The 11,634-nt window shown below is 69.5% G+C and carries 12 protein-coding genes and 2 pseudogenes; 6 read left to right on the top strand and 8 right to left on the bottom strand.

Going from position 1 to position 11,634, the window contains the following annotated elements; translation table 11 throughout:
* Positions 1-120: 120 nt before the first annotated feature.
* On the bottom strand, positions 121-270 hold the full coding sequence (locus tag AB0B40_RS37355; protein WP_345049667.1) for a hypothetical protein: 150 nt from the start codon (positions 268-270) through the stop codon (positions 121-123).
* A 295-nt stretch (positions 271-565) separates the two neighbouring features.
* On the opposite strand from AB0B40_RS37355, the gene AB0B40_RS37350 reads away from it, so the two are divergent.
* Complete coding sequence (locus AB0B40_RS37350) at positions 566-1,462, top strand: hypothetical protein (RefSeq protein ID WP_362268052.1); 897 nt, start codon at positions 566-568, stop codon at positions 1,460-1,462.
* A 196-nt stretch (positions 1,463-1,658) separates the two neighbouring features.
* On the opposite strand, the gene AB0B40_RS37345 is transcribed toward AB0B40_RS37350, so the two are convergent.
* The 3 genes from AB0B40_RS37345 to AB0B40_RS37335 all read right to left on the bottom strand — a co-directional run bounded on the left by AB0B40_RS37345 (position 1,659) and on the right by AB0B40_RS37335 (position 3,461).
* Positions 1,659-1,958, bottom strand: coding sequence for a sensor histidine kinase (locus tag AB0B40_RS37345; RefSeq protein WP_345049670.1), 300 nt, complete (start codon positions 1,956-1,958; stop codon positions 1,659-1,661).
* Between the two features lie 587 nt (positions 1,959-2,545).
* Entirely contained in the window at positions 2,546-2,947 is a 402-nt protein-coding gene (locus AB0B40_RS37340) for a hypothetical protein (RefSeq protein ID WP_345049672.1), read from the bottom strand.
* A 277-nt stretch (positions 2,948-3,224) separates the two neighbouring features.
* Positions 3,225-3,461: a hypothetical protein gene (locus AB0B40_RS37335; RefSeq protein ID WP_362268050.1), complete on the bottom strand. Its 237-nt coding sequence runs from the start codon at positions 3,459-3,461 to the stop codon at positions 3,225-3,227.
* Positions 3,462-3,793: 332 nt separating this feature from the next.
* On the opposite strand from AB0B40_RS37335, the pseudogene AB0B40_RS37330 reads away from it, so the two are divergent.
* The 3 genes and pseudogenes from AB0B40_RS37330 to AB0B40_RS37320 form a co-directional block, all read left to right on the top strand.
* Positions 3,794-4,030 (top strand): annotated as a pseudogene (locus tag AB0B40_RS37330) (FAD-dependent oxidoreductase); the annotation flags it as partial.
* Positions 3,931-5,091: an FAD-dependent monooxygenase gene (locus AB0B40_RS37325; protein WP_362268048.1), complete on the top strand. Its 1,161-nt coding sequence runs from the start codon at positions 3,931-3,933 to the stop codon at positions 5,089-5,091. The pseudogene AB0B40_RS37330 and the gene AB0B40_RS37325, both read left to right, overlap by 100 nt.
* A gap of 427 nt (positions 5,092-5,518) precedes the next feature.
* Positions 5,519-5,979: pseudogene (locus AB0B40_RS37320) on the top strand (ATP-binding protein); the annotation flags it as partial.
* Here AB0B40_RS37320 and AB0B40_RS37315 read toward each other — a convergent pair.
* Positions 5,967-6,395 (bottom strand): hypothetical protein, encoded by a 429-nt coding sequence (locus AB0B40_RS37315; RefSeq protein WP_345049680.1) that lies wholly within the window; start codon positions 6,393-6,395, stop codon positions 5,967-5,969. The pseudogene AB0B40_RS37320 and the gene AB0B40_RS37315 sit on opposite strands and share 13 nt — an antisense overlap.
* Positions 6,396-7,040: 645 nt before the next feature.
* Here AB0B40_RS37315 and AB0B40_RS37310 point away from each other — a divergent pair.
* Both AB0B40_RS37310 and AB0B40_RS37305 read left to right on the top strand, forming a co-directional pair.
* On the top strand, positions 7,041-8,051 hold the full coding sequence (locus AB0B40_RS37310; protein WP_345049682.1) for an aldo/keto reductase: 1,011 nt from the start codon (positions 7,041-7,043) through the stop codon (positions 8,049-8,051).
* A 49-nt stretch (positions 8,052-8,100) separates the two neighbouring features.
* Complete coding sequence (locus AB0B40_RS37305) at positions 8,101-8,520, top strand: SRPBCC family protein (protein ID WP_362268046.1); 420 nt, start codon at positions 8,101-8,103, stop codon at positions 8,518-8,520.
* Positions 8,521-9,019: 499 nt separating this feature from the next.
* Here the strand turns inward: AB0B40_RS37305 and AB0B40_RS37300 are convergent, their stop codons facing one another.
* From AB0B40_RS37300 to AB0B40_RS37290, 3 genes are all read right to left on the bottom strand, one after another.
* Positions 9,020-9,190, bottom strand: coding sequence for a hydrophobic protein (locus AB0B40_RS37300; protein ID WP_086727732.1), 171 nt, complete (start codon positions 9,188-9,190; stop codon positions 9,020-9,022).
* 968 nt (positions 9,191-10,158) lie between these two features.
* The gene (locus AB0B40_RS37295) at positions 10,159-11,028 is read right to left on the bottom strand and encodes a hypothetical protein (RefSeq protein WP_345049690.1); all 870 of its coding nucleotides are present in this window, start codon (positions 11,026-11,028) and stop codon (positions 10,159-10,161) included.
* A gap of 12 nt (positions 11,029-11,040) precedes the next feature.
* Entirely contained in the window at positions 11,041-11,433 is a 393-nt protein-coding gene (locus AB0B40_RS37290) for a NucA/NucB deoxyribonuclease domain-containing protein (RefSeq protein ID WP_345049694.1), read from the bottom strand.
* Between the last annotated feature and the right edge of the window lie 201 nt (positions 11,434-11,634).

Here is an 11,634-nt window from a genome sequence, read left to right as displayed (position 1 = left end):
GTCCCCCCGGGGTGGGGGGTGTTTTGGTGGGTTGTGGGGGGGTCGTGGGGGGGGCGCCCCCCCCCCCCCCCCCCCCACGCCGCGATGGACAGGCGCGTCATCGCGTGGGGCTCCCGATCGTCAGTCGTCGCCGTCGCTGCGGCCGGTGCCGCCGCCGTCCGAGGGGACGGCGTTGCGGCCCCGGGCGGCGACGATCGACCGGCGGGAGCGGACCAGGCCGCCGGCCTGTGGCCCGGACGTGGCGGGCGGGAGTGTGGCGGGACTCTGCATGGAATCCTCCTGCGGGACTGGTGGCCGGACCTGGATAGCCGCGGCCGCGAACATCGCCAGTACAGCCGCGAACCGCGCGGGCGATAATCCCGTGACGGGGCCCCCACGGTGGGTGTGGTCGTCGGGCTGACGCACTGTCATTCCAGGGATTCTGTGGGGCTTGTGGACGACTTACCGCCGTCACCCGCCCAAGTGCCGCGCCATCTGCTGACCGACCCTGCGCCCGCTGCTCACCATCCCGCAGCCCGCACCGGTCCGGGCCAGATTGTGCCGGACGGCCGGGCAGATGGCCGGGATGACCGCGATCGTCTTACGCGACCTGGGGAACCGGAAGGAGTCCCGCGCGTGGTTCTCCACCGCAGCCCGGGCCGCCGCCGAATCCGGCGACCAGCAGCTGCACGCCTCGGTCCTCGCCCGTGAGGCGATGGTGCCGCTCAACTACGGCGCCCCGAAAGCGACGGCCGGTCTCGCCGACCAGGCCCGGCAAGCCGCCGGCACCGGGTTGACCGCCGACGCGGTGCCGGCGGCCGCCGTTGCCGCCCGCGCCTACGCCCTCAACCACCAGGCCGAGCAGGCCCGCGCCGCGCTCAAGGCCGCCGACGCTCTCATGGGCCGGCTCTCCGAGTCCGAGCGGTCGGATACATGGCTGACGTACTCCGAGCAGAAGCACCACGTCCACCTCAGCCACGCCTTTACCACGCTCGCAGACACCCGCCGCGCCCGCGAAAGCCAGCAGCGCGCCCTGGAACTGTCCGCGTCGATCAGCACCATGACGCGCACCCTGCTGAACATCGACGCCGCCTGCTCCCATCACGACGGCGACTCCGAGCAGGCAAGCCGTCGCACCGTCGCCGCCCTGACAGCACTGCCTGCGGACTACCGCACCGGCCCGGTCCGCCGACCTCGCCGTGGACCTGTACGAGGCGATCCCCGCCCAGCACCACCACGAACGCGCTGTCCGGGAACTACGCGACGTCGTGGCCGGCTGACAGCGAAGGCTTCTACAGCGGGCGGGCAAGCCCGGTCCCGTCGCAGTGGAAGCACCGGCCTGCGTCGTCGTGCGTACCGCCCTCGTCGGAAGCGGGACGGGGCTGATCACCCCGCTGGGCTTCGCCGTCTTGGCCAGGGGCGCTCCTGCGGAGCGCCTCGGGTAGACCATGGGCGCCGCCGAGCTCGGGCGGGAACTCGGTGAGGTGGGCGATCCGTTGCTGGTCGCGGCGGTCGCCTCGTCCGCCACGCTGAGCTACGGGTGCGCGGCGCTGGCGGCGCTGACCGGGGCGGGCGCGGTGCTCGCGTGGTTGGGCCGGCGGTCCGACGCCGGCCGTGAACCGGCCCCGAACGGAGCGGTGAGCGGGTGCGGGGCGCCGCGGACCTGCCGTCGGGGGCGATCAGCAGGGCAGGTCGAGGGTGACGGCCGTGCCCTTCCCGGCGTTCTCGGCGTGCACGGTGCCGCCGTGGGCGACGGCCACGGCCTCCACGAAGGCAAGTCCGAGGCCGGACCCCTCGCTGGTGCGGCTCGCCTCGGCGCGGGCGAACCGGTCGAACGCGCGGGGCAGCAACTGCGAGGGGAAGCCCGGGCCCTCGTCCAGGACGCTCAGCCGCAGCGTGTCGTCGTGGACGGCGGCCGTCACGTGCACGGTCACGTGACCGTGCCGCAGGGCGTTGTCCACGAGGTTTTCAGCCCTCATGACAGACCTCAAGCAGGACTGCCGTTCCTGACTGCCAGCGGCCTCGGCCCCTTCAGGCTGCTGCAGGCCTACACTCGCGGACCACCGCGTCGAACGCCTCGCGCGCCTTCTGGTACCTGGCTTCCTTCTCATCCGTCACCGGGTCATGGATGTACATGTCGTGGCCCATACGGGCCTCCTTAAAGCACGCGGGAATTGCCTGTGCGCGCGGCCGACGGATGCGGGGGGAGCGTCGAGGGCTCGTGGCGGCGACAGCGCCATGCCGGGACCGCCTACACGTATGACGACTGCCGGCGTGGCCGCCCTCTGCCCGCGTACGCGCCATACCCCTGGCCTTCCGGTCGTTCCCGCACGGACCGTGCCACGGCGCCTGGTGCACCTGAACGGTGCCGGCCGCCACGCACCCGCAGCATGTACCCCGAAGCACGCCGCCAGTGCCTGCGGCTCTCGGGAGTCCGGGAGGTGAGGAAGTGGGTGCCCGGTGGTGCCGGTCAGGGCGCCCCGACCGTGAGGTGGGCCCGCCCGTCACAGCCGGAAGTCCGCGTCGGTTCCTCGACGCGGACTTCGGGCAGAGCGGAGGGGCCGGGTCAGACGCCGGGGATGCGGGCGCAGACGGCCGTGACGGTGACCTGGACGGGGAAGGCGCTGGCGTTGCGCAGAGTGCCTCGCCAGGTGCGGTTGCTGGTCGGCTCGGACTCCATGAGGTACACGCCGCTGCTGATCAGGGGGGTCTCGGAGACGCCGCCGCCCGTGACCACCGTCCCGGAGGGGCAGGTGGCGGTGATGGTGCACAGGCCGTCGGGGTTGCACGTCTGGGTGTTGGACACCTGCACGTAGCGGACATGCTGCTGGGCCTTGTGGTGAGCGGGTACGGCCGCCGCGGCGGGCGTGGCCGTGCTAAGGGCGAGGAGGGCCGGCAGGACCGCGAGGCCGGCGGCCCACACGCCTTGGTAGCGGGGAAGCGAACTGAAGCGGCGTCCGGCGCGCATGAATGACCTGCTTTCTGTGGCGAACTGCGCACTACGTGGGAGGTCTTGGCGGCCCGGGTGGGGCGCCTCCCTCATGGTGCGCCGGACACCCCGGGAAGCAGGACAGACACGCCTATATGACCATCTTCTTGGGCTAACCGCCTTCGGCTAGTCACGGCCGGGACCGTCACCTGCGACTGGTTCACGACGCCGACTCCGCTACCAAGCGCAGCCTGGCGAGGCGTGAGGGGCGCACCCTTGCCGCAACCTCGTGCTCCTGGTCGACCGGGGCGACCGGTCACGCGGCCCGGACGGTTCCGTGGGCGCGGGCGAGGTGGCGCAGTTCGGAGCGTGTGGCCGGCAGCGAGGGGACGGTTTCCCAGTAAGGGTGCCACCACGGCCGTACGGACAGGAGCAGCAGGCGGCGGCGCAGGGTGGTGGTGTCGCGGGGGCGGGGTGCGGCGAGCGCTTGATAGGTGGCGTTCCAGGCGGCTTGCGTCTGCACCAGGTCGTCGGGGAAGTCGGTCACGTCCATACCGGTGTTAGATCTCTTGTTCGAATTGTGTGTCGCTTCGGACACGCCCGCGCCCGGCGCCGTGGTTGTCGCGTCGCACTGAAGGTTGAGTGTTCTCACTGAACCTTGGTGACCGGTGGTTCGCCTCACTGAAGTTTGAGTGGCGGGTGCTACTGAGGTCCGTTCTCACTGGCCCTTTCAACGTCTCACTGTGTTGCGCGCAGATCTGGCTGGCGTTTCTCATCACTGTCTGCCGTGACCGATGAGTTTTGTGCGGATCCGTGGTCGATACGGCTGGATACACCGACAGCGGTGGGCCTGTGCCGGGGACGTTCCAGCGTGGGTGGAAGCAGATGGAGGCTGTGATGAGCGTCGACGACTCCGACCAGGGCCACGCGATCCGGACGGGCGGGTGGGGGGCGCGGGTGAGTGGTCCCAGGGTGTTGGTGGCGGGGGCGAGCATCGCGGGACCCGCGCTGGCCCACTGGCTGTGCCGGCGGGGGGCTGCGGTGACCGTGGTGGAGCGGGCTCCCGAGCTGCGTCCCGGCGGGCAGGCGGTGGACGCGCGCGGGGTCGCCAAGGAGGTCATCGGGCGCATGGGGTTGGACGCGGCGGTGCGCGCGGCGTGCACCGACACCGCCGGCGCGCACACCGTGGACGCGGACGGGCAGGTGCTGGAGACCTTCCGTGCCGACGACGACGGTGGCGACGGGTTCATCGCGGACATCGAGATCCTGCGCGGGGACCTGTCCCAGGTGCTCTACGACGCCACCCGCGACGGCTCGAGCACGTCTTCGGCGACCGGATCGCCGAGCTCGCCCAGGACGCGGACGGGGTCGATGTCGTCTTCGCGGGCGGCAACCGACGGCGCTTTGACTTGGTGGTCGGGGCAGACGGGCTGCACTCGGAGCTGCGAGCGATGGTCTTCGGGCCGCATGAGCGGTTCCTCCGCCGCCTCGGGCACATGCTGGCCTTCTACAGTGTGCCCAACGAGTTCGGGCTGGACCGCTGGCTGCTGGAGTACCAGGATCAGGAGTCCGGGCGCTACGCCCTCCTACGGCCCATCCAGGACGCCACCCGGGCGATGGCCATGTTCTACTCCGCCTCGGCCGACTTCGACGTCGACCACCGTGACGTCGCGGCCCAGAAGCGCCTGCTGCGGGAGCGGATGGCGGGCCTGGGATGGCTCGCCCCGGACATCCTCGCGCACCTGGACGACACCCCGGACTTCTACCTCGACCAGGTCGCCCAGGTGGTGATGGACCGCTGGTCGAGTGGACGGGTGGGGCTGCTCGGGGACGCGGCGTTCAGCTCGTCGCCGATGTCCGGGCAGGGCACCGGGCTGGCCCTGGTCGGCGCCTACCTTGCCGGAGAGCTGGCCGCCGCCGAATGGGACCCCGACGCCGGGTTCGCCCGCTACGAGGCACGGATGCGCTCCTTCGTCGAGGCCAACCAGGAGATCGGCCGGTTGAACGCCCGCAGCCGCGACGTCCCCGGGCCAGAGACCGAGCCGCGCCCCGATTTCACCGGCGAATGGTTCACGGAGCTGGTCGGGCGCGCGATCAACGGCGTCGAGCTGCCCGACTACGCGGGGGTGCCGGACTCCGCAGCCCCGGCCGGATCGCCGATCACCTCGTCGGCCAAGCTGTAGGTGTCACATAACGCGTCGAGAGGTACCACGCTTCGGTAGGACGCCGCCGGACGACCTCCGCTCATGCCGCACGGTGCGGGTTGGAGCGCCCGTACGGCGGCCCCACAGATGTCGAAGGTCGAGCTGTACGCGGCGATCCGTCGGGACCACCGGGCCGGCATGACGATGCGGGAGTTGGAGCGCAAGTACACTGGATCCGCACAAGGCAGTTATCGACGGGATCCTGCGGGCAGACCTGGATGCGCCACGCAAGCAGCGGCACACGGTCACCCGGATTTTCCATCGGCTGGTCGAGGAGCACGGCACCGACGTGTCGTATCCGATGGTCAGGCGCCATGTCGCCGACCGGAAGCCGCAGATCGCGGCGGCGGCGGGCAAGGCGCCGATCGAGGTGCTCGTCCCGGAGACCCACCCGCCGGGCATGGGGCAACCGCTCTGCCTGATCGGCGACTCGGGCACCGGCAAGTCGCACATGCTCATCGCCCTGGGCGCGGAGGCCGCTACGAAGGGCTACCGGGTCCGCTGCACACTGGCCACGAAGCTGGTCAACGAGCTGGTCGAGGCGGCCGGCGAGAAGCAGTTGAACAAGACCATCGCCCGCTACGGCCGCGTCGACCTGCTCTGCATCGACGAACTCGGATACATGGAACTCGACCGGCACGGCGCCGAACTCCTCTTCCAGGTGCTGACCGAGCGCGAGGAGAAGAACAGCGTCGCCATCGCCTCCAACGAGTCCTTCGGCGGCTGGACGAAGACCTTCACCGACCCCCCTCTGCGCGGCCATCGTCGATCGCCTGACCTTCAACGGGCACGATCACCGAGACCGGCACCGACTCCTACCGCCTGGCCACCACCCGCGCACGAGCCGAACAGGTTCAAGCCGGCTGACGAGACGCCGTCGCAGAGGCCGCCCCCTGCTGCCGGTTGAGCTTCTCCAAGACGCGGTCGCGGAGAAGCTCGTACTCCTCACGGAGCCTGCGCCACTCGGTCACGGGCGGGCGGGGAATCACGACGCCTCCAGTGACGATCTCCTCCGGCCCGAACTGCTCGCGGGTGAGGTCGATCTCAATGCCCATGCCCAGACGGTTCCACCAGTGGTAATCCACACGCTCTCCGTTGACGTGGACCTCCCCCCGGATCAACTCCCCTGCCAGCAAGTCATTGAGCACCATGGCGGTCACCCCGCACTGGTCCCGGGCCGGATTTTCCTTGGTCCAGCGAGGCCGATATCCGGGCGTGCACGTCTCGGCACTCCAACTGCTACGAACAGCACGTTCGATGTCGGTGAGAAGCAACGGTGTCATGCCGGTGATCCTGCCAGCAGGCACTGACAGCGGCGCACCATCGCGGTGCGCCCCACGGTGGCGTCCATCGTCATCCGGCGCACCGGAGTGGAGCCCACTCGGTGCAGCCCACTGAGTGGAGTCCACCGGGTGGAGTCCACTGAGCCTCCGCCAACTTGAACTCGCAGTCAAAGGGCCGGTGTGACCGGTTCTCGGGGCGCTCACGCTGGTCGTAGGCAGCAGCCTGCGGAGAAGATCGTCCGTCACCAGTTGACTTTAGGGGTGCTCACGCGACTCCTCCTGTTGTCCGGCCCGGCGTGTGCTGGATGCCGGGCTGCTGGATGTGCCGCAGCGGGGCCGTCGCCGGGGCGGTCGGGCGCCGTGGGCGACGGCACGCTCCCGATCGAGCGTCACGGGGCCTTCCCGGGCGCTACGGCACCCACTTGCATTACCCAGCGTATGCAACTACCGTCTTATGCAACAACGCGCGTCTGCAACTATCCTGCGCAGTGCGCCCCGGCCCTGCCGGCGCGGTGAGCACCCAGTGCCACGACTGTGCCGACAGAGCGGGCAGACCACCGAGGCACCTGTCCACCCGACGCCTCACCCCGACCGCGCCGGAGACACCTCGGCGCGGACATACCGATCGATCGAAAAGGCACCGCCATGTCTCTCAAGAACATCCTTCCCGGCCGGCTCGGCTTCGGCACCGCCCCGCTGGGCAACATGTTCCGCGCGATCCCCGACGAGGAGGCCCGCGCCACCGTCGAGGCCGCCTGGGAGCAGGGCATCCGCTACTACGACACCGCTCCCTTCTACGGCGCGGGCCTGGCCGAGGAACGCCTGGGCCAGGTCATCTCCGCCAAGGCGCGCGATGCCTACGTGCTGTCGAGCAAGGTCGGCCGGGTCGTCCTGGACGAGCCGGAGACCGATGTCCCCGACTTCGGCGAGAAGGGCGGCCTGTTCGAGCACGGCAACCCCCACAGGATCGTGCACGAGTGGACCGCCGAGGCCACCGAGCGCTCCATCGAGGGCAGCCTCAAGCGCCTGGGCGTCGACCGGCTCGACATCGTCTGGGTCCACGACATCGCCCAGGACTTCCACGGTGACGCCTGGCTGCAGAAGTTCGAGGAGGCCCGCATCGGAGCCTTCCGCGTCCTGTCCCGCCTGCGCGACGAGGGCGTCATCAAGGCCTGGGGACTGGGTGTCAACAGGACCGAGCCCATCGAGCTGACCCTGGCCCTCGACGAGCCCCGGCCCGACGGCTTCCTCCTCGCCGGCCGTTACACCCTCCTCGACCACACGCACGCCCTGCAGCGGCTGCTGCCCATGGCCCAGGACCAGAATGTCGACATGGTCGTCGGCGGCCCCTACAGCTCCGGCATCCTCGCCGGCGGCAGCCACTTCGAGTACCAGCAGGCCCCGCCGGAGATCGTCGAGCGCGTCGGCAGGCTCAAGGCCCTCGCCGGCGAGCACGGCATCAGCATCAAGGCTGCCGCCCTGCAGTTCTCCCTCGCCCACCCCGTGGCCACCGCCGTCATCCCCGGCGCCACCCGGCCCGGCCGCATCGCCGAGGACACCGCCGCCCTGAGCGAGGACATCCCGGCCGCGTTCTGGCACGACCTGCGCGCGAGCGGTCTGGTCAGCCCGGCCGCCCCGCTCCCCGACGGCGCCTGACCCCCACCCCCGGCACCCTTCCCCCGCACCGCGTTCCAGGAGAACGACCATGGCCTCCACTTCCGTCAGCCGTATCGTGCCCGCCCCGCCCGACAAGGTCTGGAGCCTCATCGGCGGCCTCGACGCCCTACCCGACTGGCTGCCCTACATCCCCGAGAGCACCGCGCTCGAAGGCGGCCGGGTGCGCCGGCTGAAGAACCCCGAGGGCGAGGACATCATCGAGCGTCTCGTCCACTTCAACGAGGCCGAGCGCCACTACAGTTACGCCATCCTCCAGGCCCCGTTCCCCGTCGACGGCTACGTGTCCACGGTCCGGGTCCATGCGATTCCCGGCGAGGAGAACGCGGCCGAGGTCCAGTGGTCCGGCCGCTTCACCCCGAACGGCGCCACCGAGGCGGAGGTCGTCGACCTGTTCACGGGCATCTACCGCGACGGCCTCGACGCCCTTCACAAGACCCTCGCCGCCTGACACAGCGGCCCTCACGGCAGCCGGCCGAGCAGCCCGGACACGCCCCACACGTGCCCGGGCTGCGACGCGCCGGCGGAGCGACCCGTTCACCGGGCACGTTGCGGCTGTGGACCACACCAGGGGCCGGGATAGGGCTGTCCCGCCCGATCAAGAAGCCCTGGCTCGGCTGGCCGAGTCGCATTGCGAATTCCTCGGTCCGCTACCCGTGGATGTCCAGCAGCACCTGTCCAGCGGCCCGCCCCGAGTGTCCGGTTCTCGAGATCGACGGCCGGCCCCCAGATGGATTCGAAGGGCATGGGCAGCGGCCCCGCAGACAGGAGGAGCAGGGTTCCACTGCTGAGTCTGCGGGGCCGTTGCATGGTTCACGTACCCTGCGGTGCGTCCGATAAGCCTGGTACCTCCCAACCACTGGGCTGGTCACGCTTTTTGGGCCCGGCCGTGTCTGGCCGGGCCCAAAAAGCGCATTACGCGCGTGGCGCGTTGCTCGTGTGCGGTGCGTCTACCAGCGGTACCAGCGGCCCCTTCGGCCGCCGCTGTCCGCGGAGCGGACGACGAAGCCCAGCAGCCACACGACGAGCACGATCACCGCGATCCACCACAGTGCCTTCAGCGCGAAACCGGCACCGAAGAGGATCAGAGCCAGCAGAAGAACCAGAAGCAGGGGAACCATTGCTATCAACCTCCTGGCCACCTCATGCCCTTACATCACGCCTACAAGCACATAAAATGTGTGTTTCTTTCAGCAGGTCAGGGGCATATGCGAGCGCTGCGTGCTGCCATGCATGGTTCCCCCAGCCCTGTCCCTCACGCACCGCAGCAGCAGCTCATGCGGCGCGGGTGCGGCCGGCGCTGGTGTTGCAGCTCATCTGAATGAACGTCGCCCCTGAGCGGAATGGCGAACCGTTCCGCCTGGACAGAGGGAGGGCATGGGAGCTTCCGCGTCTACGGCGCTCCCGCACAGGGGCGAGCGCTTTGCTCGCCGCCGCCGTCCCGACCGTTCTGGCCGCCTCACTGGCCGGCCTCACCCCTGCCCACGCCTCAGCCTCAGCGGGCGCGCCCGCCGTGGCCCGGGACCAGATCGCTCCCCGCGCGGGTTCGTATGCATCTACCCGACATCAACTTCAACGGCCAGCCCTACGTCAAACGCGCCGTCGACGGATCGGTGCGGCACCGTCGGCCTGGTCCAGGACGTCGCGGTACAGACCTCGAGGTAGGCGACGACGACGGTTCGAAGGGCGGTCACCCAGTACAGGAGGCGTACGCGCTCGACTTCGTCGGCGTACTCGCGCAGCTGGGGGCCTGCTACAGAGGGCAGAACTGGCGTTGCTCACCACGGTATCGCCGGGCAACCAGGCCGGGGAGCAGTCCGGAAGAACCCGGCCCGCAACTACGTTCCGTGCTGCCCCTGGCGCGCGTGAGGCCCGATCCGGCTGTCACGCTCCTCCGGCTCCAGGCCCACCGCCTCATAGACACGCGGATTCCACCACGCCGGTACTGCAAGGGCGGCCGCAAGCGCGCCGCTCCACCCACTGCGGGTCGTCCAGGACGGCCTCGGGTTCGGCGACGCCGACGCCCTGGGGGAAGACGTCCTATGGCCGGGAGCAGGTCACCGGCCCCGGCACGTGCTGTGGCACCGGATCAGTAGTGCTCTTCCCTGTAGATGCCGTCGGCGCCAATGCCACGGCTCCAGTCACTGAAGCTCGTGTTCGCCAACTCCATGTTGATCACGAACGAACCAGCTGCGGCGAGCGTAATCCTGAACGCTTCGTCGTCATCGTCGGGCAGATTATTCACGGCAAGCAGCGGGAGCTCCACGGCGGCCAGGGCCCGCTCGTCGGCGATGAGGACGAGGGTACTGTCGGGCCAGTCTCCGTCGTCGCGCCCGATCCGCATCTGGATCTGGCCTGCCGTGAAGCCCGCATAGGCGCGGTTATCGATGACGGTGACCGAGTAGTAGCGCTCCGGGTCTTTTTCGAGGGCCTGGAGCAGGCGCGCCCACGCCTCTGGCTGCTCGAAGGACGTCCGTACCAGGAGCGGACCGGCGGCCTCCTCGATCGTGGAGGGGGGCGTCCCGGGCGCGGTCTCCGAACGCTCGCCTGGAATGACCTGGATGAGGAAGCGAGGCTTCTTGTCCTCCGACGACCGGTCTTTTGCGTGGACGCGGATCAGGTAGGGGCCGACTCCCCCGGTGGCCAGATTCTCTTTGCGTACAGGCTCGTATCCGCTGTCGCACAGGGCGAGGAAGCCGGTCGTGGAGATCACGGTGATCTCTTCTACTTCGTCCCAGCCCTGCTCTGCTCCCGGGTCGTCTCCGGCGTAGAGGGTGACGATGGGGTTCTCCAGGGCGCTTCCGGCGTCGATGTGCAGCCAGTCTTTCTCGGCTGTCAGGAAGCCGCGTCGGCGTGGCGGCTTGTCGGCGTCGGGGTCCATGATGGCCAGGTCCCCCCACTCCTTCATCTTCAACAGCCGGGTGCGTCCCTGAAGGGCCGGCCAGTTGGAACGCTGCATGGAGAACCCCCGTCAATCTTGCGGTGCCTGCCGGATACGTCTGTGGACGGTCAGTGTGACAGGCGTCTTGGGCGCTACTTGATGCGGACGTAGTAGCCGTCGCCGTTGAGGAGGCGCTGGAATCTTGTAGAAGCCGCCGAGGCGAGCGCCGGCGATGCGGTTGTCACTGGCGGAGACAATGCGGGTGCTGCCGCGGGCCGGGTTGCCGCCCTCCTTGCTGGCGGCAACCGGGCACTCGTCGCAGTCGTACTTGCTGGGGTCGGGATTGTGCACGTGCGCGCACATCCTCTTGCGGTGAGCCTTTATAGCCCTCTCGTCGGTGATGCGGTGCAGCGGGGTGGACTCGCCCGGGTGTCCCGTGATCCGGCGCCGTGCATCGAGGATGTGACGGGCGGACTGCGTCACCTTCGAGTCTCTACGGGAGAGGGTGAAGACGGGGGGAAGGAGGCAAAGACACAGCCACACAGCCGTGTTCCAGGATCAGCGTGCGCTCAGCGGCTATGCACGCGAGTTGCGGCTCTGGCTCAACTTCCGTGCAGCGAATGCGAAGAGTTACTGACGTTGTTGCCGTGATGTCGTCAACGCGAGTCCGGTTTCGGTGAGACA

Source organism: Streptomyces sp. NPDC042638 (genome assembly GCF_040647235.1).
GTDB classification, from domain to species: Bacteria; Actinomycetota; Actinomycetes; order Streptomycetales; family Streptomycetaceae; genus Streptomyces; species Streptomyces rameus.
Note: the sequence above shows the minus strand (reverse complement) of the source record. Positions and strands in the feature narration are given on the sequence as shown.